Origin of the sequence: Streptomyces sp. NPDC096176 (assembly GCF_044763255.1) — a bacterium.
In the GTDB taxonomy this organism is placed as follows: domain Bacteria; phylum Actinomycetota; class Actinomycetes; order Streptomycetales; family Streptomycetaceae; genus Streptomyces.
The window spans coordinates 354,831-375,167 of the sequence record NZ_JBIWFV010000004.1; the positions used below are offsets into that span (position 1 = coordinate 354,831).

General features: G+C 72.4%; 17 protein-coding genes and 1 pseudogene. 5 read left to right on the plus strand and 13 right to left on the minus strand.

Annotated elements, in window-relative coordinates; translation table 11 throughout:
• Nucleotides 1–33: 33 nt before the first annotated feature.
• Together ACIQ7Q_RS13385 and ACIQ7Q_RS13390 are read right to left on the minus strand one after the other, a co-directional pair.
• Nucleotides 34–1,236: an ROK family protein gene (locus tag ACIQ7Q_RS13385; protein WP_403859815.1), complete on the minus strand. Its 1,203-nt coding sequence runs from the start codon at nt 1,234–1,236 to the stop codon at nt 34–36.
• A 207-nt stretch (nt 1,237–1,443) separates the two neighbouring features.
• Nucleotides 1,444–2,514, minus strand: a complete 1,071-nt coding sequence (locus ACIQ7Q_RS13390) for a mechanosensitive ion channel family protein (RefSeq protein WP_403859818.1) — start codon at nt 2,512–2,514, stop codon at nt 1,444–1,446.
• Between the two features lie 284 nt (nt 2,515–2,798).
• Between ACIQ7Q_RS13390 and ACIQ7Q_RS13395 the strand changes: the two genes are divergently transcribed.
• Complete coding sequence (locus ACIQ7Q_RS13395) at nt 2,799–3,350, plus strand: HNH endonuclease (RefSeq protein ID WP_403860554.1); 552 nt, start codon at nt 2,799–2,801, stop codon at nt 3,348–3,350.
• Between the two features lie 158 nt (nt 3,351–3,508).
• Here ACIQ7Q_RS13395 and ACIQ7Q_RS13400 read toward each other — a convergent pair whose 3' ends face one another.
• Nucleotides 3,509–6,472 carry a beta-N-acetylglucosaminidase domain-containing protein gene (locus ACIQ7Q_RS13400; protein ID WP_403859821.1) on the minus strand — a complete coding sequence of 988 codons (2,964 nt, stop codon included), beginning with the start codon at nt 6,470–6,472 and terminating at the stop codon, nt 3,509–3,511.
• A gap of 242 nt (nt 6,473–6,714) precedes the next feature.
• Here ACIQ7Q_RS13400 and ACIQ7Q_RS13405 point away from each other — a divergent pair, with 242 nt between their 5' ends.
• From ACIQ7Q_RS13405 to ACIQ7Q_RS13420, 4 genes and pseudogenes are all read left to right on the plus strand, one after another.
• Complete coding sequence (locus ACIQ7Q_RS13405; RefSeq protein WP_403859824.1) at nt 6,715–7,008, plus strand: hypothetical protein; 294 nt, start codon at nt 6,715–6,717, stop codon at nt 7,006–7,008.
• Nucleotides 7,009–7,017: 9 nt separating this feature from the next.
• The gene (gene malQ, locus ACIQ7Q_RS13410; protein ID WP_403859827.1) at nt 7,018–9,234 is read left to right on the plus strand and encodes a 4-alpha-glucanotransferase; all 2,217 of its coding nucleotides are present in this window, start codon (nt 7,018–7,020) and stop codon (nt 9,232–9,234) included.
• Nucleotides 9,235–9,255: 21 nt separating this feature from the next.
• Entirely contained in the window at nt 9,256–9,486 is a 231-nt protein-coding gene (locus ACIQ7Q_RS13415; RefSeq protein WP_403859830.1) for a hypothetical protein, read from the plus strand.
• Between the two features lie 47 nt (nt 9,487–9,533).
• Nucleotides 9,534–9,902: pseudogene (locus ACIQ7Q_RS13420) on the plus strand (LysR substrate-binding domain-containing protein); the annotation flags it as partial.
• Nucleotides 9,903–10,009: 107 nt separating this feature from the next.
• Here the strand turns inward: ACIQ7Q_RS13420 and ACIQ7Q_RS13425 are convergent.
• The 10 genes from ACIQ7Q_RS13425 to ACIQ7Q_RS13470 form a co-directional block, all read right to left on the minus strand.
• Entirely contained in the window at nt 10,010–11,107 is a 1,098-nt protein-coding gene (locus ACIQ7Q_RS13425) for a selina-4(15),7(11)-diene synthase (protein ID WP_403859833.1), read from the minus strand.
• A gap of 211 nt (nt 11,108–11,318) precedes the next feature.
• Nucleotides 11,319–11,939 (minus strand): GTP-binding protein, encoded by a 621-nt coding sequence (locus ACIQ7Q_RS13430; protein WP_403859835.1) that lies wholly within the window; start codon nt 11,937–11,939, stop codon nt 11,319–11,321.
• Nucleotides 11,920–12,279, minus strand: coding sequence for a DUF742 domain-containing protein (locus tag ACIQ7Q_RS13435; RefSeq protein ID WP_403859838.1), 360 nt, complete (start codon nt 12,277–12,279; stop codon nt 11,920–11,922). Before ACIQ7Q_RS13435 ends, ACIQ7Q_RS13430 begins: the two co-directional genes overlap by 20 nt.
• Nucleotides 12,276–12,692 (minus strand): roadblock/LC7 domain-containing protein, encoded by a 417-nt coding sequence (locus ACIQ7Q_RS13440; protein ID WP_356638092.1) that lies wholly within the window; start codon nt 12,690–12,692, stop codon nt 12,276–12,278. Before ACIQ7Q_RS13440 ends, ACIQ7Q_RS13435 begins: the two co-directional genes overlap by 4 nt.
• Entirely contained in the window at nt 12,689–14,188 is a 1,500-nt protein-coding gene (locus tag ACIQ7Q_RS13445; protein WP_403859841.1) for a sensor histidine kinase, read from the minus strand. The genes ACIQ7Q_RS13440 and ACIQ7Q_RS13445 overlap by 4 nt, the downstream gene beginning before the upstream one ends.
• Before the next feature lie 169 nt (nt 14,189–14,357).
• Nucleotides 14,358–16,928 (minus strand): aminopeptidase N, encoded by a 2,571-nt coding sequence (gene pepN, locus ACIQ7Q_RS13450; protein ID WP_403859844.1) that lies wholly within the window; start codon nt 16,926–16,928, stop codon nt 14,358–14,360.
• Between the two features lie 105 nt (nt 16,929–17,033).
• The gene (locus ACIQ7Q_RS13455) at nt 17,034–17,306 is read right to left on the minus strand and encodes a hypothetical protein (protein WP_403859847.1); all 273 of its coding nucleotides are present in this window, start codon (nt 17,304–17,306) and stop codon (nt 17,034–17,036) included.
• Nucleotides 17,285–17,785 carry a hypothetical protein gene (locus tag ACIQ7Q_RS13460; RefSeq protein WP_403859850.1) on the minus strand — a complete coding sequence of 167 codons (501 nt, stop codon included), beginning with the start codon at nt 17,783–17,785 and terminating at the stop codon, nt 17,285–17,287. The genes ACIQ7Q_RS13455 and ACIQ7Q_RS13460 overlap by 22 nt, the downstream gene beginning before the upstream one ends.
• Before the next feature lie 71 nt (nt 17,786–17,856).
• The gene (locus tag ACIQ7Q_RS13465) at nt 17,857–19,101 is read right to left on the minus strand and encodes a TerD family protein (RefSeq protein WP_403859853.1); all 1,245 of its coding nucleotides are present in this window, start codon (nt 19,099–19,101) and stop codon (nt 17,857–17,859) included.
• A gap of 77 nt (nt 19,102–19,178) precedes the next feature.
• Nucleotides 19,179–20,207 carry an aspartate-semialdehyde dehydrogenase gene (locus ACIQ7Q_RS13470; protein ID WP_403859855.1) on the minus strand — a complete coding sequence of 343 codons (1,029 nt, stop codon included), beginning with the start codon at nt 20,205–20,207 and terminating at the stop codon, nt 19,179–19,181.
• Nucleotides 20,208–20,337 lie beyond the last annotated feature (130 nt).

A 20,337-nucleotide genomic window follows, 5' to 3' on the forward strand; every position in this document is an offset into this window, starting at 1 on the left:
GGGTCGGGGGAAGGGGCGTAGGGGGTGGTGCGGTCAGCGGGAGGTGTCGAAGACCTCGTCGCGGGTGGTGGCCAGCGCGCTCTCCAGCGCCCCGCGCAGCACCGGGTGCTTGCGTACGGCCCCGAGCACGAGGCGCGGCCGGGAGGCGGCCAGCTCGGCCAGCTCGGCATGGACGCGCGTCCGCAGCGGTTCCCCGCCCGCTGCGATGACTTCTCCGGACAGGACGACCAACTCGGGGTCGAGCACGGCCACCATGGACGCCAGACCGGTCGCGAGCCCGGTCGCGTACGCGTCGAGCAGCTGCCCGTACGGCCCCGAGTCCGTCTCCGCGGCCCTGGCGACCAGCGCGGTCGCGACCTCGGCATGCGGGCCGCTGCCCAGGTCCTCGAGGCCGAGCTCGCGTGCCAGCCGGGGGAGCGCCTGCGCGCCGGCCAGTTCCTGGAAGCCGCCGCTGTTGGCCTTGGTCACCTGGCGGACCAGCGGCGTGCCGGGCACGGGCAGGAAGCCGACCTCGCCGGCGCCGCCGGTGAATCCGCGGTGCAGCCGGCCGCCGATGACGACGGCGGCGCCGAGGCCCTCCTCGTTCCACAGGAGCACGAAGTCGTCGTGGCCGTGGGCCGCGCCGACGCGCTGCTCGGCGACCGCGGCGAGGTTGACGTCGTTCTCGTACTCGACGGGCATCGGCAGCGCCGCCGCGAGCTCGTCGAGCAGCGTGGGCGAGTGCCAGCCGGGCAGGTGGGACGCGTACCGCAGCCGGCCGGTGGACGGGTCGAAGGCGCCCGGCGTGCCGATGACCAGGCGGTGCAGGTCCGAGCGGGTGAGGCCGGCGGCCTTCACGGCCCCGTCGAGGGCGTCGGTGACCTGCCGTACGACGCTGTCGGAGCGCCGCCCGGGGGTGGCGAGCTCGAACTCTCCGACGGTCGTGCCGGTGATGTCGGCGACGGCGGCACGGATGCGCTCCGGGGTGACGTCCAGGCCCGCGGCGTGGGCCACGCGCCCGTTGAGCGCGTACAGCTGGGCGCTCGGGCCCGGCCGCCCCTCGGTGGTGCCGGTGACGACGACCAGCCCCGCGGCCTCCAGACGGGCCAGCAGCTGGGACGCGGTGGGCTTGGACAGGCCCGTGAGCTTGCCGATCCTGGTCCGGGAGAGGGGGCCGTGCTCCAGCAGCAGATCGAGCGCGGCACGGTCGTTCATGGCGCGCAGGACGCGCGGGGTACCGGGCGTGGTTCCGGCCACGGCGGATGCACCTGCCTCTCGGCTCCGGCCTTGCGACCTGGACTGTTAGGAAAGTTTCCTATTCCGTAGGAGGAAAGTAGGCCGCCCGCGGACACCCGTCAATGGCAAACGCCCCCTGGGCAACCAAAGCGTTACCGAGGGGGCGTTGCGTGAGAGTGGCGACGGCGCCGATGGCCGCTCGCGGTCAGCGGCCGGCGCTCGCGGCCGTCACTTCGAAAGATTCGCCGGCGGCGGTATCGGCGAGGCGGCCACCGACTGCGGCGACACGGACGAGGCGAACGCCGACGGGGCCGCCATGCCGGCGGTCGGGTCGGCCGCGGCCTCGTCGGCCTGCTGCGGCAGCCCGCCGACGATGCGGATGCCCGCCGCGTCGAAAGCGCGCTTGATGCGCCGGCGCAGCTCCCGCTCCACCCCGAGCGACTTGCCCGGCATCGTCTTCGCGGAGACCCGGAGCGTCATCGAGTCCAGGAGCACCTCGGTCAGCCCCAGTGCCTCGACCGGGCCCCACAGCTGCTCGTTCCACGGCTCGGCCTTCGCGAGGTCGTCGGCGACCTCGCCGATGACCGCGTTGACGTGGTCCAGGTCCTCGCAGGAGCGGACGGTGACATCGACGGCCGCCGTCGCCCAGCCCTGGCTGAGGTTGCCGATCCGCTTGATCTCGCCGTTGCGCACGTACCAGATCTCGCCGTTGTCGCCGCGCAGCTTCGTGACCCGCAGCCCCACCTCGATGACCTCGCCGGAGGCGACGCCCGCGTCGATGGAGTCACCTACGCCGTACTGGTCTTCCATGATCATGAAGACGCCGGACAGGAAGTCGGTGACCAGGTTGCGCGCTCCGAAACCGATCGCGACACCCGCCACACCCGCGGACGCGAGCAGGGGCGCCAGATCGATCTTGAAGGCGCCGAGGACCATCAGGCCCGCCGTGCCCAGAATTACGAACGAGGCGATCGAGCGCAGTACGGAACCTATGGCCTCCGAGCGCTGGCGGCGCCGCTCGGCGTTGACCAGGAGGCCGCCGAGCGCCGTGCCCTCCACGGCCTGCGCGGAGCGGTTCATCCGGGCGATCAGCTTCGTCAGCGCCCGGCGCACCAGCATCCGCAGCACCAGCGCCACGACGAGGATCAGCGCGATACGCAGTCCCGTGTTCAGCCAGGTGGACCAGTTCTGCTCGACCCATCCCGCCGCGTCCTCGGCTCGCCTGGCGGCCTCGTCGAGGGTGACGGGAGTGGGCGAGGGCGCGGTTTCCAGCAGGGCCGACGACCAGAAGGCGGTCACGAAATGAACCTCCAGGCTTGCGAGGGGAGACCAATAACCCTAACCGGGCATCCGGCCCGATCCGGCTTCCTCGGCGCCCAAGAGACAAGGTTCACCGGCCCGCCCGGAAGGCCCGCCGCGGTCGTCCGAGGCCCGCGCGGGGGCACGCCGGACACCCTGTGGCGGAAAACACCTCGAGCCCGTTACGCGTACGTGGTGGCGCCAGGAGCGGCCATGAGGCGAAACTGATGACAGATCGTCCCGGCGCGAGCCACGCGCCGCCGGCGTACAAGGAGGCATCCACCGTGCCGCACGTCCTGGTCCTCAACGCGTCGTACGAGCCCCTCGGCGTCGTACCGCTCCGCCGCGCGCTCGTCCTCGTCCTGGAGAACAAGGCTCTCTGTCTCGAGGAGTCCGGCGCCTTCATGCATAGTGCGACCCGTGTCATCGCCGCGCCCAGCGTCGTGCGACTCAAGCGGTTCGTGCGGGTCCCCTACCGGGGGCCCGTTCCTCTTACCCGCAAAGCGCTCTTCGCCCGCGACGGCGGGCGCTGCATGTACTGCGGTGGCGTCGCAACCAGCGTCGACCACGTCGTTCCGCGCAGCCGCGGGGGTCAGCACGCCTGGGACAACGTGGTGGCCGCGTGCCGCCGCTGCAACCACGTCAAGGCCGACCGGCACCTGCGGGAGCTGGGCTGGCGGCTGCGCCACCAGCCGGCACCGCCGAGCGGGCTCGCCTGGCGCATCATCGGCACCGGCCACAGGGATCCGCGGTGGCTGCCGTACCTGCAGCCGTACGGCGCGGACGACGCGATCACCCGCATCGACGGCATCTCGGTCGACGGCATCTCCGCGTGACGGACGTGCGCCTCGATCACCGGACGGGTCGGAGCCGCCGGGCAGCTCCGGCGGCCCGGGCGCGGGCACCGCGGCAGCGCCCTCGGCACGGCCGCGCGCCCTGAGCCCCGAGGCAGCAGGCCGCGCGCCCTGAGTGCCGAGGCAGCAGGCCGCCGCTCTCAGTCCTCCGCCACCGCGTACGCCTCCACCGAGAACAGGGAGTATCCGAAGTCGGTCACCCGCTCGTCTCCCTGCACGCGGATGAAGCGGGTGTCCTTCGCGTCCATGCCCACGAGCTCACGTCCGCCGCCGCCGTCATTCACCGTCGCCGCGGTGCGCCAGACCTTGCCGTCCGCGGAGACCTGGATGCGGTACCGCGTCGCGTACGCCTCCTGCCAGTGCAGCACCACCTCGCCCACCCGGGCGGGGCGGTCCAGTTCCACCTGCCACCATGCGCTCGGCCCCAGCGGTGAGGCCCAGCGGGTCGTGGCGTCGCCGTCGACCGCGGCGGCCGCCGGATAGTCGGGCGTCTCGTCTCCCGACGACGAGGCCTTCGCCCCTTCGGCACGTGCCAGGTCCGCCCCGGCGGTGCGGGGGAAGGCCCGCACGGTGAGCGTGCGCTCCTGCCCGGCGAAGGAGACCGGCACGCGGTACTCACCGGCCGGTGTGTCCTCGGGGACCGACACCTCCACGGGGACGGTCGTGCGCAGCCCGCGCGGCACTGTCGTCTCCTTCGGGACGCTCACCTGGATGCCCGCCGGGGCCTTCGCGGTGAGGGCGCCGCGCACCTCCGCCGGGCGCTGCGCGGTCAGCCGGACCTGAGCACGCTGCGGACGGCCGCCGATCTGGGCGCTGGTCGTCTCGCGAACGAGATCGAGCCCGGCCGCCGGTTCGTCCGCGAACCACGGCACCAGGGACTTCACGGCCACGTCGCCGCCGTCGGCGGTCGTCACGCGCACGGCGTCGGCCCGCAGGCCCTTCGCGTCGGCCTGTGTCCAGCCGCCCGCCGCCAGCGGTCCCAGCGAACGCCAGCCCTCGCCGGGCACATGGGCCTCGAGCCGGCCCGCGGACTCGGCGGAGCGGGGCGCGCCGGTCGCGGGGGCGGTCATCGCGGTCACGGCTGTGAGCGGCCGGGGCCGTTCCAGGCGTACGACGTCCTCGCCGGGCTGTCCGGCGGCGGCCTGGTCGGCTCCCGTCCAGGCCCGCGACTCATTCGCCGCCCGGTCCAGGAACGGGGTCAGTACGCCCTTGCCGACCGTGGCCCGGCTCGCTCCCACGGCCGTGCGCAGCGGCTCCAGGGCCAGTGAGGCGCGCCATGCCGCCTCGCCGTCGCCGCGGGCCTGGGCCTGCAGCATGTCCACCGCCAGTTCACCGGCCTGCCCGTAGCGGGCCAACTGGGTGAGCCACGGCCGTACTTCGCCGGCCAGCCGGCCGTCGGCGGTCCCCGAGAGCCGCTCCGGCGACCGGCGCATCACCGTGAACGCCGCGCGCAGGGAGGCCGCGGTGCGGTCCCTCGCCTTGGTGTCCGAGGTGGTGCGCGAGCGCCAGAACTCGTCCAGCAGCGGCCGCAGATACGCCGACTCGGAGTCGGGGCTCAGTATCGAGGACGTGTCGTTGCCGGCGAGGGCGTGCAGCGCCTCACGGGCCTTCGCGTCACCGCCCGCCAGGTCGTCCAGCGCGGCCTGCCACGACTGCTCGGGCCGGTAACCCTTCGGGTTCCAGGCGTAGTCGGCGGCGGTGAACAGGGGGATGCGGGAGGCAGAGGCCTGCTCCATTGCGTTGGCCAGGAGCGCCGCCGAACCGGTCGCCACGGCGGGCTCACGGCCCGTGTACGGGCCGAGGAAGATCCGGTCCTGGGCGTAGTCGTTGACGGGGTAGTTGTCCATGGTGACCAGCGGATGCTCGAAGGCCTCCCGTGCGCCAGCGAGTTCACGGCCGGTGATGGTGCGCGGCACCACGCCGACCCCTGTCCAGGCCACGCGGACCCTGTTGTCCAACTGCTCCGCGAGCGCACGCCGGTAGTCGGTGGCGCCCTCCTGGTAGAACTCCGTCGGCATCACGGACAGCGGCTCCGCGCCCGGATGGCGCTCGGCCAGGTGACGCGCCAGCTGTCCGGCGACCCGCGCGTGCGCCTTCGCCGCCGCCTCAGGGCCGGAGCCGAAGGTCGCCGCGTCCCTGGAGCAGTGCCACTCGCTGTAGCTGACGTCCTGGAACTGCAGCTGGAAGGAGCGGAACCCCAGCGCCCACATGGCGTCGATCTTCCGCGTCAGCGCCTTCACGTCGGCGTTGTCGGCCAGGCACATCGACTGCGCGGGCGCGACGGCCCAGGCGAGGGTGACGTGGTTGCGGCGCGCCCGCTCGGCCAGCTCGCGGAACTCGGCGCGCTGCGCCGCCGGATAGGGGTCGCGCCAGCGGGCCTGACGGAAGAGGTCGTCGCCTGGGGCGTAGAGGTAGCGGTTCTGCTTGGTCCGACCCATGAAGTCGAGCTGTGCCAGGCGCTGCTCGCGGTCCCAGGGCTGCCCGTAGAAGCCCTCCGTCATGCCGCGCACGGCGGTCCCCGGCCAGTCGCGCACGACGACGCCCGCGACGGTCCCGTCGTCCGCGCCCGCCGCCACGAGTTGGCGCAGCGTCTGCACACCGTGGAACAGGCCGTCCTCGCCGACGCCGTCGATGGCGACCGTGTAACGGTCCGCGACGCGTCCGACGGCGAGACGGTAGCCGCCCGAGGGCAGGTCTGCGCGCTCGGGCGCGCGCAGTGCGCGCAGTGCCGACTGGGCTTCGCCGCCGCCGAGATGCACCACGGGGCCGCGTCCGGGCAGTGCGGTGTGCACGGTCCGTACGCCGGCGGCGCGAAGCGTCTCCTTCAGGAGTTCGACCGCGTACGGGTCGGCGGAGGGGTCGGCGACGACGGTCGCCTCGTCGCCGAGCCGTACGGCCTCGCCCTGTGCCCGCAGCGACTGGGGGCGCGGCCACACGGCGGGGGGCGCGGAGTCGGTTTTCGGGTCCTGTGCGCTGCCTGCGGGGGAACCGGGTTCCTGCGGCTGTGCGGGCGCGCCGTACGCCCCGCCCGCCCCGCCCAGCAGGCTGCCGATGACGGCGACCGCGACTGCTGCCGCCGTACGCCTCCTCGCCCCGAGCCGCACGGCTGTCTCCCCTCGATGTTCCCCGTCATTCCGGTCGGTTTCGAGCCCACCACCACCACCGTCGGGGTGTCAATGTGCGTGGCCGTTGTGCACCTTTTGCCTGCGGTGGTGAATGATCGGAGACAATTGGCGGACGGGGAACGGAATGTGACACGGAACACGTTGACGGATCGAGTACGTCTGCGGTCGCGCCCGCTGGGTAGGGCTGCTGTAACCCCTCACATCCCATTGGAGTGATCGACGTGGCCGCATCCGCGCACCTGCTGCTCTCCGCCCTGTCCAAACAGGTCCCGGGCCAGATTCCCGGCCGGGTTCCGAGCCGCCGCAAACCGGCTCAGGCCGCCTGCCTGCTCGCCTCCGAGGTCCCGCTGACCAGTGAGCCGCCGCTCGCCTACGACGCCCCCCTCACGAGCGAGCCGCCGCTCGCTCACGCCGCCCCCCTCACGAGCGAGCCGCCGCTCGCCGACATCGCGCCCCTCACGAGCGAGCCGACCGCCCACGGCACGGCGGGCGGTACGGAGTCGCCAGGGGTCTAAGGAGTCCGCATGGCCCTTGCCCGGCTTGCCGAGCTGCACGGAGTCGCCACCACGTTCGCGCCTTCCCAGGGCGTCACCGTCGCAGTCCCGGACGCCACTGTCGTGGCCGTACTCGCCGCGCTGGATGTCGACGCGTCCACGCCGCAGGCGGTACGCGCCGCGGTCGACCGCGCCGAGCGGGCCGCCGCGGAGCGGCTGCTGCCGCGGACGGTGGTTCTGTGGCGGGGCCCCGCCGGCGACGGCCCTGCCCTCCCGCCGCCCCTCGCCGCCCTCCCGGCCGGCACCGCGCTGCGGGTGACCACGGAGTCGGGCGACGCCCTCACCTGGACGACCCCGCCACCGGCCGCCCCCACCACCGCGGGCCGCCGCCGCCCGGGCGCGAGACCGGAGCCCTCGAGAGGTGCCCCGGACCAGCCAGGCGCGGCCGAGCGGCCCGCGGCGGCCGGCGGCCCGAAGACGCTCTGGTCGCGACTGCCCCTGGGCGTGCACCGGCTGCGCGCAGAGGCGGCCGACGGGCGCACCGCAGACGTCGCCCTGGTCGTAGCGCCTGCAGAGGCGCCCTTGCCCGAGGGGCGTGCCTACGGCTTCCTGGTCCAGCTCTACTCCCTTCTCTCCGCCCGGTCCTGGGGAATGGGCGACCTCGGTGATCTCGCGGAGCTCGCCACCTGGTCGGGGCGGTCGCTCGGCGCATCCTTCGTACAGGTGAATCCGCTGCACGCCGCCGTGCCGGGCGCCCCCAGCGACCCCTCCCCGTACCGCCCCTCCTCCCGCCGTTTCCCCGACCCCGTCCATCTGCGGATCGAGGACGTCCCCGAGTACGCGTACGCGGACCCGGCCGCCCGGCAACGGCTGGAGGAACTGCGTGAGGAGGCGGCCCGGCTGCGTGAATCGGTGCTGGCGAAAGGTGCGTTGATCGACCGGGACGCGGTCTGGGAGCTCAAGCGCGAGGCGCTGGAGATCATCCACCGCATCCCGCTCGGCCCCGGACGCCGCGCCGCCTACGACGCCTTCCTCGCCGAGCAGGGCCGGGCGCTGGAGGACCACGCCACCTGGTGCGCGCTCGCCGAGGTCCACGGCTCCGAATGGCACGGCTGGCCTGCCGGGCTGCGCGACCCGCGCTCGCCGGAGACGGCGGCGGCTCGGAGTGAGCTGAAGGACAGGATCGACTTCCACAGCCGACTGGTCTGGCTGGTCGACGAGCAACTGGCCGCCGCCGGGCGCGCGGCGCGCGAGGCCGGCATGGCCGTCGGCATCGTCCACGACCTCGCCGTCGGCGTGCACCCGGGCGGGGCCGACGCCTGGGCGCAGCAGGACGCGTTCGCCGCGGGGATGTCGGTCGGCGCCCCGCCCGACGCGTTCAACGCACACGGCCAGGACTGGGGCCTGCCGCCGTTGCGTCCCGACGCGCTCGCAGCGTCCGGCTTCGCTCCGTTCCGCGGACTGCTGCGCGGCATCCTGCGCAACTCGGGCGCGCTGCGCATCGACCATGTGATGGGCCTGTCCCGGCTCTGGTGGGTGCCGGTCGGCAGCCCTCCCACCGAGGGCGCGTACGTGCGCTACGACGCCGAGGCGATGCTCGCCGTCCTCGTGCTCGAGGCGCACCGCGCGGGCGCCGTCGTCATAGGAGAGGACCTCGGGACGGTCGAGCCGGGCGTACGGGTTGCCCTCGCGCGGCGGCGCGTGCTCGGCACCTCGGTGCTCTGGTTCGAAAGGGACTGGGGCGGCGACGGACTGCCGCTGCCGCCGGAGAAGTGGCGTGAGGGGTGCGTGGCCACCGCCACCACGCACGATCTGCCGTCCACGGCGGCCCGGCTGACCGGCGGGCATGTGGAACTGCGCCACCGGCTGGGCCTGCTGGCCCGCCCCCTGGAGGAGGAGCGCACGGAGGAGACGGCCGATGTCACCGAGTGGCTCGGCGTGCTCGCCCGCCTCGGTCTGCTGCCGGAGGGGGCGGGCGACGAGGAGGGCGGCATCCGGGCGGTGTACCGCTTTCTGCTGCGCACGCCCGCGCGCGTGGTCGGCATCTGGCTGCCGGACGCCGTGGGCGACCGCCGCCCGCAGAACCTGCCGGGCACGTGGGACCAGTATCCGAACTGGCGGCTGCCCGTCTCCGACGCCGAAGGTCGCCCCATGAGCCTGGAGGAGCTGGCCGCCTCGCCCCGTTTGCACCGGTTGATGGCGGTCTTCGGCGCCCGTACGGCACCCCCGGACGCGCGGCCGTCGTAGCCGTTCGCTACGTTGGGGCCCGTGGACAAGAAGAACGCCTTGCGCGCCGGCGCCGTCGCGGCCGGTACGACGCTGATGATGCTGCTCATGTCGTCCCCGGCGCTTGCGCTCACGCCGGACGACGGCGACGACCCGGGTCCCGGCCTGAGCGTGGCCGAGACCCTCGGGCTCTACGTGGTGGCGCCGATCGTCCTTTTCCTGGTGATCGCCGGCCTGGTGATGGTGCTCGACAAGTCCAGGAAGCAGAGCTGACGCAGGGCTGATCCGGCCTTCGGGCGCCCCGGGTGCGTGACGCACCCGGGGCGCCTTTGTCATGCTCCGACCGCATGCGGCCGGCGGACCTGTCCGGCGAGCCGTGGATCTTCGGCGGCAGCGGGCCGTGGTCCGAGATCACGCTCACGGCGTGCGAGGCCGCCGGCTTCGTGCCGGAACAGGCGCACTCCGCGGCCTGCTGGACGGCGATCCTGGCGATGGTGGAGGCGGGGATGGGAGTGGCGCTGGTTCCCCGCATGGCGGCGGAGCGCCGGGACGGGGGCGTGATGCGCGCCCTCGGGACCGGCGGCGGCACGGACCGGCCGCGGCGGCATGTGATCGCCGCCGTACGCCGCGGATCGCAGGCCGCGCCGGGCGTGGCCAGGGTGCTGGACGCCCTGCGGGACGCGGCGGCCGCACGGCGGCCGGACCGACACGAGGTCCGCCCGGACACCCTTGCGGTGGCGTTGACTTCGTCCACTCACGTGCCACCGCAGAGCCCTCCCAGGCGGAGCGCCGAGCCCTAGGCGGAACGCTGGGACGGCACGGGTCCGCGGGCGGCTGAGGTGCCGTCGGCGAGGAGATCCCACCACCAGGAGATGGCCGGGATGTCCAGCGGGTCTGTACGGTCGTCGGTCGGGACGTCCGTGAACACCGACGGCATGCTCGCCGGGTCGTCGGGTGTGGTGTAGCGCACCGAGCTGATGCCCCAGTCCTGGGCGCCGCGTATGAAGCAGCGCAGGCTGTGCAGGTACTGCCGAAGCTGGGGGCTGCCCTGCGCCTCCAGGTGCTCGCTCACCCTCGTGAACAGGCACATCACCCGGTCGCGCTGGGAGATCGCGAGGTCCAGCGCCCGGGCCGGGGTCAGGCCGCGTTCCTGTTCCAGTACCCGTAGCGCGTTGAGGTAGTAGCCCGACCCCCTCCGCTCCTTGTGGTGGGAGAAGATGTCGTTGTCCCACGTGATGACGAAGGAGGCCATTTCGGCCACCGCGCGTACCGCGGTGTGGTCCCGCTCGTGCGGCTGCAGTTCGTAACCGTGGCCCATCTCGAGCATGGGGAGGACCACCGACGTGGCGCCGTCGTAGAGGCGCATCAGGGTGTAGTCGTTGAGGTCGGGAACGGTGCCCGCGCGCCGGTGCGCGGCCTCCCACACCACGGAGAAGAAGTACTCCCGCAGCGCGTCCACCCAGCGGGCCGTCTGGCCGGCCGTTCCGTAGCGGTCCACCCGCAGCCGCAGGTCCCGCAGGCCCGCGGCCAGCGGGTCGTCCTTCATCATCGGCGCCTCCGGGTTCTGCGCCACCCGGATCAGGCGGTGCAGAAGACCGGCAAGGTCGCCCGGCCGGTGCCCGAGCTCGCCTTCCTCGCAGTGGCCGTCGTCGACGCCGAAGAGCCAGAGGATGAAGTCGGCGAGCAGGGAGACGACCTCCTCACGGCCCTCGGGCAGTATGCGGGCGGAGAACGTACCGATGTCCTGCATGACCAACTTGCCACGCAGTTCCTCGGATCCGATGCGAAACGTTTCCGCCCAGGCCGCCGTCTGGACGTCTATGTCCGCGTGCCGAGGGTGGATCGCCTGGGGGATGGGAGAGAAGAGCGGTGGAACGGTCAGCTCGGGCTCCACTGCGGGCCTGCCTCTCGATGCCGGGTGCCGTGCGTCAACGCCTTGGCCACACACGCAACTTGCAGCTCAGATGATCAACTACGGGGCATCGTACTCAGCCACTGTGGCCGATCCAATAGGACGATCTCCGTGCAAAACCGGTCAGGTTTGAACTTTCAGCGGCCGGAACGGAGCATGGACCTCCATGTACCGCCGGGGCGGCGGGCAGTGGTCATGACGCCTCCTGCGTCGTGGCGAGGGTCTGGAGATAGCGCATCAGCGTCATCAGGACGTCACGGCTGGAGCCGCGCTGCCGCGCGTCGCACAGCACGATCGGCACCGACTCCGGCAGGTCCAGCGCGCCGCGCAGCTCCTCGAGGGGGTGATCGGGCGCGTCCGGGAAGGAGTTGACGGCGACCACGAACGGCACGCCGCGCTCCTCGAGCCGGCCGATGACGTCGAAGCTGACCTCGAGCCGGCGGGTGTCGACGAGCACCACGGCACCCAGCGCGCCCTCGAACAGGCCGCGCCACAGGAACCAGAAGCGCTCCTGGCCGGGGGTGCCGAACAGATACAGCACCAGTTCCTCGTTGATGCTGATGCGGCCGAAGTCCATCGCGACGGTCGTGGATGTCTTGCGCTCCACGCCCTGGGTGTCGTCGACGCCGACCCCGGCCTGGGTCATCGTCTCCTCGGTCGTCAGCGGCCTGATCTCGCTCACCGAGCCGACCAGTGTCGTCTTGCCGACGCCGAAGCCACCGACGATGACCACCTTGACGGCGGCCGTGGCCGTCTCCGGCAGCACGTCCTCGCTCCGCGGGCCCACGGCCTGCTCAGAGCTTCTGAAGTCCATCGATCACTGCCTCAATCAAAGCGCGGTCGGGGAGACGGGCGGCCTGGACGGGTGCGCGGGCCAGCACCTTGTCCTCGGCCATGAGGTCGCTGAGCAGCACGGTCACGACGCTCACCGGCAGGCCCAGATAGGCGGAGATCTCCGCCACGGAGAGCGGCGCGTTGCAGAGGCGGACGATCGCCGCGTGCTCCGGCTGCATACCGGGTTTGGGCCCCGACCTGGCCACGATCAGCGTGACCAGGTCCAGGGCACTGGGTGCGGAGGAGCCGCTGCGGCCGCCGGTGATGACGTAGAGCCGCTCGGGACTGCTCTCTTCCCAGTCCGCGCCCGCGTCGCTCACGCGGTCTGTCCTTCGTGCCGCGGCGGCGTGCTCAGGTGCTCTCCGATCCGCAGCACGAGATCCCGCATCCGCTGGCCCATCAGCCCGGCGTCGACTCCCTCGTCGGCGAGCACCGCGAGATACGCGCCGGCGCCGGCCGCCATCAGATAGAAGAAGCCACCGTTCATCTCGATGACGACCAGTCGCATCTGCCCGTCGCCGTGCGGCAGTTCGGAGGCGACGGCGGCGGCCAGAGACTGCAGGCCCGCGCAGGCGGCGGCCAGCCGGTCGGCGGTGTCGGTGTCCGCCCCGTACTGGGCCATGCGCAGACCGTCGGCGGACAGGACGACGACGTTACGGGTCTGCGGAACGCCCTCCGCCAGGTCCTTGAGCATCCAGTCCATATTGGTCTGGTTGGACTGCCGCTGAATCATGGCTGCTGGTTCCCCTTGCTTGGCTGGGTGGTGTCACCGGACAGGCCGTTCTGGAACGCGGCCAGCCACATGCCGGGCTGCACCGCCGGAGCGGGCTCGGACTCCGAAGCGGCCGAGGGCGCGCCGGAGCCGGACACGGACGCTGTCGCACCGGCGGCGGCAGGCGCGGCGGCGGAGGGTGCGGTGGGCTCGGCGGGTGCGGTCGCGCGGGCCTTGCGGCGCCGCTGCGGCAGACCGTTCGAGGTCCGCTCGGTCACGACCGGCAGGTCGTCGGCCGGTACCGAGGCCGTCGGGCCGGTGGCGGGCCTGGGCAGCTGCTCGTGGGTGTCCGGGTCGGCCGGCCGGGGGCCGGAGGTCGTGCCGATGCCGTGCGCGAGCCCGGTCGCGGAGGACGCCGTGGTGATCAGGTCCTGCGGCACGACGAGTACGGCACGCACACCGCCGTACGCCGACGAGCGCAGCGAGACCTGGAATCCGTACGCCTGGGACAGCCTGCCGACCACTGCGAGGCCGAGCCGAGGGGTTTCGCCGAGGTCGTTGACATCGATCCCCTGCTGCGCCTGGCGGAGCATGCGTTCGGCCCGCAGACGGGCCTCCTCGCTCATGCTGACGCCACCGTCCTCGATCTCGATGGCGATGCCCGACTGCACGTCGACGGCGGTCAGATGGACCTTGGTCTGCGGCGGCGAGTAGCGGGTGGCGTTGTCGAGCAGCTCGGACAGCGCGTGGATCAGCGGCTCGACGGCGGTGCCGACGACGGCGACCTCGGAGACCGAGTGCAGTTCCACCCGCTGGTAGTCGATGATCCGCGACATCGCGCCACGCATCACGCTGTACAGCGGCACGGCCCTGCTCCACTGGCGGCCCGGGCTGGCGCCGCCGAGGACGGCGATGGAGTCGGCGAGCCGGCCGATCAGCGCGGTGCCGTGGTCGATGCGGAGCAGGTCGCCGAAGACGCTGGGGACCTGGCCGTGCCGGTCCTCCATCTCCCGCAGTTCCTGCGCCTGCTGGTGGACGATGGCCTGCACACGCCGGGCGATGTTCACGAAGGCCCGCTGGGCGGACTCGCGCAGGTCCTCCTCGGCGCTGACCGCCTCCACGACCGAGCGGAGCACCGCCTGGTGCTCGGCGGAGGCGTCGAGCGAGGCGAGCACGTCCTCCGGGAACTCGCCCTTGCGCAGCTGCTCCACCACGTGGGGCAGCAGCTCGCCGGCGAGGCGGGTGGTCTGTGCGGCCTGCTGCGCGAGCGCCGCGTCCTGCTGTGCGACCGTGTGCCTGAGCTGGGCCACGAGTCTGCCGCGCCGCATGACCTCGGCGCAGGCGACGGCGATCGCGACGACCGCGACGGCGCAGATCACGACCACGGGAGTGCGGGCCGAAGCGGGGACCAGGGACACGGCCGCGATCGCGGCCGCGACGGTCGCGGCGACGGGCAGCTGCCAGACAAGACTGGCCGGGGGCCGCGGACTTCCGGTCGACGTTCCCTGTCGAACCATCAGCATCCTCAGAATCGAACGTGGAAGATCATATGACGACGGGCGGGAGCATATCCCGGTCCACACACGGGGTTTGACGCAGGGTCACCGCTTGTCGGGTATGTCTGCGACGCAAAAAGCAAAGAGGCGCGCCGGGCGCTCGCCCGGCGCGCCCCCAGGGCCTGTTCGGCTACTCCGCGGCCGCGTCCGCTGCCTGCGCCTTCAATGCACGCTCCACGCCGGCCCGCGACTCGGAGACCAGGCGGCGCAGGGCCGCGTTCGGCTCGGCCGACGCCAGCCAGGCGTCCGTCGCGTCCAGCGTGGCCTGCGAGATCTGCAGCGACGGGTAGAGCCCGACCGCCACCTGCTGTGCCATCTCGTGGCTGCGGGACTCCCACACGCCCTTGACCGCCTCGAAGTACTTCTCCGTGTACGGGGCGAGCAGTTCGCGCTGGTCGGTCTGGACGAAGCCGGCGATCGCCGACTCCTGCATCGAGTTGGGGAGCTTGTCGCTCTCCACCACCGCGGCCCAGGTCTCGGCCTTGGCCTCCGGGGTCGGCCGCGCGGCGCGCGCGGTCGCGGCGTGCCGCTCACCGGCGGACGTCTTGTCCCGCTCGTACTCCCCGGCGATGTCGTCCTCGTCGTACACACCCACCGCGGCCAGCCGCTCCACGAACGCCCAGCGCAGCTCGGTGTCGACGGCCAGGCCCTCGATGGTCTCCGTGCCGTGCAGCAGCGACTGGAGCAGGTCCAGCTGCTGCGGCGTGCGCGCCGTGGCGGCGAACGCCCGCGCCCACGCCAGCTGGTGGTCGCTGCCCGGCTCCGCCGCACGCAGATGCGCCAGCGTCGCGTCCGTCCACTGCGTCAGACCGGCCTCGCGCCATGCCGGCGCCGCGTACAGGTCGAGGGCCAGCTTGACCTGGCGGTGCAGCGACTGGACCACACCGATGTCGGACTCCTTGCCGATCCCGGACAGAACCAGCGACAGGTAGTCGCGGGCGGCGAGCTCGCCGTCGCGGGTCATGTCCCAGGCGGAGGCCCAGCACAGGGCACGCGGCAGGGACTCGGTGAAGTCGCCCAGGTGCTCGGTGACGTTCTTCAGGGACTCCTCGTCGAGGCGGACCTTGGCGTAGGACAGGTCGTCGTCGTTGAGCAGGACGACGGCGGGACGCTGCTTGCCCACCAGCTCGGGCACCTCGGTCAGCTCGCCGTCGACGTCCAGCTCGACGCGCTCGCGGCGCACCAGCTTGCCGGCGTCGTCCAGGTCGTAGAGGCCGATCGCGATCCGGTGGGGGCGCAGCACAGGCTCGCCCTTGGCGCCGGCGGGGAGCGCCGGCGCCTCCTGCTTCACCGCGAACGCGGTGACGGCGCCGGAGCCGTCCGTGGTGATCTGCGGACGCAGGACGTTGATGCCGGCCGTCTCCAGCCACGCCTTCGACCAGGTCTTCAGGTCCCGGCCGCTGGTCTCCTCCAGCGCGCCCAGCAGGTCCGACAGGCGTGTGTTCCCGTACGCGTGCGCCTTGAAGTACGCCTGCACGCCCTGGAAGAACTCGTCCATGCCCACATAGGCGACGAGCTGCTTCAGGACCGACGCGCCCTTGGCATAGGTGATGCCGTCGAAGTTCACGAGAACGTCGTCGAGGTCGCGGATCTCGGCCATGATCGGGTGGGTCGAGGGCAGCTGGTCCTGCCGGTACGCCCAGGTCTTCATGGAGTTCGCGAAGGTGGTCCACGAGTGCGGCCACTTGGAGCCCGGCGCGTACGCCTGGCAGGCGATCGAGGTGTAGGTGGCGAACGACTCGTTCAGCCACAGGTCGTTCCACCACTCCATGGTGACGAGGTCGCCGAACCACATGTGGGCGAGTTCGTGCAGGATCGTCTCGGCCCGCACCTCGTACGCCGCGTCCGTCACCTTCGAGCGGAAGACGTACTGGTCGCGGATGGTGACGGCGCCGGCGTTCTCCATCGCCCCGGCGTTGAACTCCGGCACGAACAGCTGGTCGTACTTGGGGAACGGGTAGGGGTAGTCGAACTTCTCCTGGAACCAGTCGAAGCCCTGCCGGGTGACGTCGAAGATCGCGTCGGCGTCCAGGAACTCCGCCAGCGACGGACGGCAGTAGATCCCGAGCGGGACGGACTGCCCGTCCTTCTCGTACGAACTGTGGACGCTGTGGTACGGACCGGCGATGAGCGCCGTGATGTACGTCGAGATCCGCGGCGTGGGCTCGAAGACCCAGACGTTGTCCTTCGGCTCCGGTGTCGGCGAGTTGGAGATCACCGTCCAGCCCTCGGGGGCCTTCACCGTGAACTGGAACGTGGCCTTGAGGTCGGGCTGCTCGAAGCTCGCGAACACCCGGCGCGCGTCAGGGACCTCGAACTGCGTGTAGAGGTACGCCTGCTGGTCCACCGGGTCGACGAAGCGGTGGAGTCCCTCGCCGGTGTTGGTGTACGAGCAGTCGGCGACGACCTTCAGCTCGTTCGCGCCCTCGTGCAGGTGCTTCAGCGCGATCCGCGAGTCCCGGAAGGCCGCGGCCACGTCCAGCGACTTGCCGTTCAGCACGACGTCGTGCACGGCGGGCGCCACCAGGTCGATGAACGTCTCCGCGTTCGCCTCGGCGGACGAGAAGCGCACGGTGGTCACGGACCGGTAGGAACCGCCTTCCTGCGCCCCGGAGAGATCGAGGTCGATCTCGTACGAGTCAACGGTGAGCAGGCGCGCACGCTGCTGCGCCTCTTCACGGGTCAGGTTTGTGCCAGGCACCCGGTCATCTCCTCGGTATGTGATGTTTGCGCTCATCCTTCCACGGGCCGGCCGCCCTTCGCCCAGGAGAATCGGCCCGGCGACGGGTGCCGCCGCGCGGTGGTGTCAGCCGCCGGCGGTGATCCGCCAGCGACCGCCGCCACGCACCTGGATCGGACCCGGCTGGATCTCGTGCCGGCCGGGGCCGGTGGCAATCCTCCGGTCCGGCGCGAAGTGCTTGTCCAGCAGCCACAGTTCGACCGGGTGGTCCTCGCCGCAGTCGACGCGGACCTCGCCGGGGCGGCCCGTGTAGTGGACGACGTCGTACCCGTGGCCCTCGATCGACTCGGCGAAAGGCCGCGGCCCGTCCGCCCCTGTCAGCCCCAGTGTCCAGCCCACGCCCTCGCAGCGGACGGTGACGTACGCGGGAACGCCCGGCTCGCCCGGGACCGGGCCGCGCGCGGGACGACTGCCGGACGCCTCCAGCACCGGCGCCGGGCGATGGCGTCGGCGGCCCCCGCCTCGACCCGGTAGGAGGGGGCGCGCCCCGCGCTGCCCGTCAGGGAGACGACGGACGCGCCGCCCCGGTGCACCAGCACGTCCGTGCCCTTGCCGCGGACGCCTTCCACCAGTGGCCGGGCAGACTCCAGCGGCAGCAGCCGCAGTGCCCAACGCGCCACGGACCGGATACGCACCCGGGTGGCGGCCCGGCCGTCGGTGAACAGCAGCACTCGTCCGCGCATGCCGTCCCGGCGCGCGAACAACAGGGCGCGCTCCTCCCCGTACTCGTCGGTCTCGGTCGCCTCGTAGAATCGCGATGTCAGGCCCGCGACCAGGTGGTACTCGAGGATCACCGGCGAGCCCGGAAGCGGGTTCACGATCTCCACGGGAGCGCCGGCGCGCCGGCCGCTGCCGTACTCGGCGAGCGCCGGCGGACCGGACGCGGCGTTCAGCGACCAGAAGGCGCGGCCGCGGACCTGGAGCAGTGCGGGGCCGGGCAGGCGTACGACCCCCGTCGCAGTGTTGCCGGCGGCCTCGGGGGCCGGGGCGTCGTCGGGTCCTCGCCGGGGAAGACGGCACCGAGCGAGAACGCGGTGTCGGCTCCGTCGGTGGCGTCGACGCGGTAGTGCAGGTCGTCGGCCGGGCCGTCGTAGCGCAGCACGTCGAGGTCGTGGCCGTGGGCGTGGCCCGTGAACGGCTCGGCGTGCGAGACCGGCATCAGCTTCACCGCCCACCGGCGGCTCGCCCGGACGCCGATGCGCAGCGGCCGGTCCTCCGGCACCTGTACGAGGAATCGGGCCCTGCTCCAGTTCCGGTCACCGCGCCACAGCTCATCGCCCCGGGCACCGGTCTCCCCGAGCAGCTTGACCTGCACCCGCCCGCCGTCGTCCTCGAGCTCCACCTGCAACAGCGCGGGCTCCGCCGGCACGGTCCGGGGTACGGCGAAGGTCTTGTGCGCATGGCCTTTGAGGACGAAGGGCACGAAGTCGGGGCCGAAGCCGGCGCCGGCCTCGCCGCCCGCACCGTGCGGGCCGTCGGCCACGACGGGGGCGCTGCCGCCGGGCGGCGGCGCCGTCCGCTGTGGCCCCGCCGGCCCGGGGTGGGGTGAGGGCAGGGCGGGACCGGGGACGGCGGCGGGGGCGCCGTTCGGGGGTGGGTCCGTGTCCGCGACCCCGACGCCGAAGTCCGTCGCGAGACCGTGCAGGCCCGTCGTCCAGCCCTGGCCCACCGCCCGGAACTTCCACCCGCCCCGGTGCCGGTAGAACTCGCCCAGCACGAACGCCGTCTCCGTCGTCGCGTCGTCGACGCCGAAGTACGCGACCGGCGCGCCCGTCATCGTCGTCACCCGGATGTCCAGGCCCGGCACCCGGCCGAACGGGCCGCCGTCCGCCGATGCCGCGACGACCACGCGATCGAGCCCCGGCTCGACTCCCGCCAGGTCCAGCCACAGCCAGTCCGCCAAGAGCGGTCCGCCGTCGTCCGGGGCCGTGCCCAGGTGGCGTACCGCGCCGCTCGGGTGGTGCGGCCGGCCGGCGAAGACGAGGTCGGCGTCACCCCGCACTCTGCCGTCCGCGGCGACGAGCAGCGCGGAGACGTCCACGGCGGGAGCGCCGGGGGACTTGCTCCGGCACACGGCGATCTGGAGCGGCTCGACCGGCGCGGACACGTTGGCGCCCTTGACCATGCGTGTCATGCCCGGCAGCTTGCCATGTCACGCACAAGGGGGCGATCACCTTCCGGTGATCGCCCCCCAGGCACTGATCGGGTGTGTCAGCCGCGCAGCTCGTCCGCGACCAGCTCCGCGATCTGCACCGCGTTCAGCGCGGCGCCCTTGCGCAGGTTGTCGCCCGAGACGAAAAGCGACAGGCCGTTGTCGACGGTCTCGTCCACCCGGATACGGCCGACGTAGGAGGCGTCCTTGCCCGCCGCCTGGAGCGGCGTGGGGATCTCGGAGAGCTCCACGCCCGGGGCGTCCTTCAGCAGCTCGTAGGCGCGCTCGACACCGAGCTCGTTGGCGAATCGGGCGTTGACCTGGAGCGAGTGGCCGGAGAAGACCGGGACGCGCACGCAGGTGCCGGAGACCTTGAGCTCGGGGATCTCGAGGATCTTGCGGGACTCGTTGCGGAGCTTCTGCTCCTCGTCGGTCTCGTGGGAGCCGTCGTCGACGAGGTTGCCCGCCAGCGGGATCACGTTGAAGGCGATGGTGCGCTTGTAGACGCCGGGCTCGGGGAAGGCGACCGCCTCACCGTCGTGGGTGAGCTCCTTGGCACGGTCCGCGGCCGCTCTGACCTGGTCGTCCAGCTCGGCGACGCCCGCGAGGCCGGAGCCGGAGACCGCCTGGTAGGTGGTGGCGACCAGCGATACCAGCCCCGCCTCCTGGTGCAGCGGCTTGAGGACCGGCATGGCGGCCATCGTGGTGCAGTTCGGGTTGGCGATGATCCCCTTGGGGCGGTCCTTGACCGCGTGCGGGTTGACCTCGGAGACCACGAGCGGCACCTCGGGGTCACGGCGCCAGGCGGAGGAGTTGTCGATCACGACGACGCCCTGCGCGGCGACCTTCTCGGCGAGCGCCCTCGACGTCGCGCCGCCGGCGGAGAACAGGGCGATGTCCAGGCCCGTGAAGTCGGCGGTGGAGGCGTCCTCGACCGTGATCTCCCGGCCTTCCCACTCGATCGTGGAACCGGCGGACCGGGCCGAGGCGAACAGGCGCAGCTCGTCCACCGGGAACTTCCGCTCGGCGAGGATGTTGCGCATGACCGTGCCGACCTGCCCGGTGGCTCCGACGATTCCGACCTTCACGGGGACTCCTCCGTACGTACTTGCGGCCCTGATGCCGTTCCATGATGCGTATGTCCGGGTCCGCCTTGTCCAATCGATTGTCCGAGTGGCGGGACGTGTGACAAGGAACATGCGGGCGGGGCGGGTGCTC

What these genes read in the sequence shown, in the direction of transcription:
- malQ (WP_403859827.1), top strand. Translation starts at nt 7,018, where the DNA reads ATGGCCCTTGCCCGGCTTGCCGAGCTGCACGGAGTCGCCACCACGTTC.
- ACIQ7Q_RS13430 (WP_403859835.1), bottom strand. Translation starts at nt 11,939, where the DNA reads ATGGACTTCAGAAGCTCTGAGCAGGCCGTGGGCCCGCGGAGCGAGGAC.
- ACIQ7Q_RS13440 (WP_356638092.1), bottom strand. Translation starts at nt 12,692, where the DNA reads ATGATTCAGCGGCAGTCCAACCAGACCAATATGGACTGGATGCTCAAG.
- ACIQ7Q_RS13445 (WP_403859841.1), bottom strand. Translation starts at nt 14,188, where the DNA reads ATGGTTCGACAGGGAACGTCGACCGGAAGTCCGCGGCCCCCGGCCAGT.
- ACIQ7Q_RS13465 (WP_403859853.1), bottom strand. Translation starts at nt 19,101, where the DNA reads ATGACACGCATGGTCAAGGGCGCCAACGTGTCCGCGCCGGTCGAGCCG.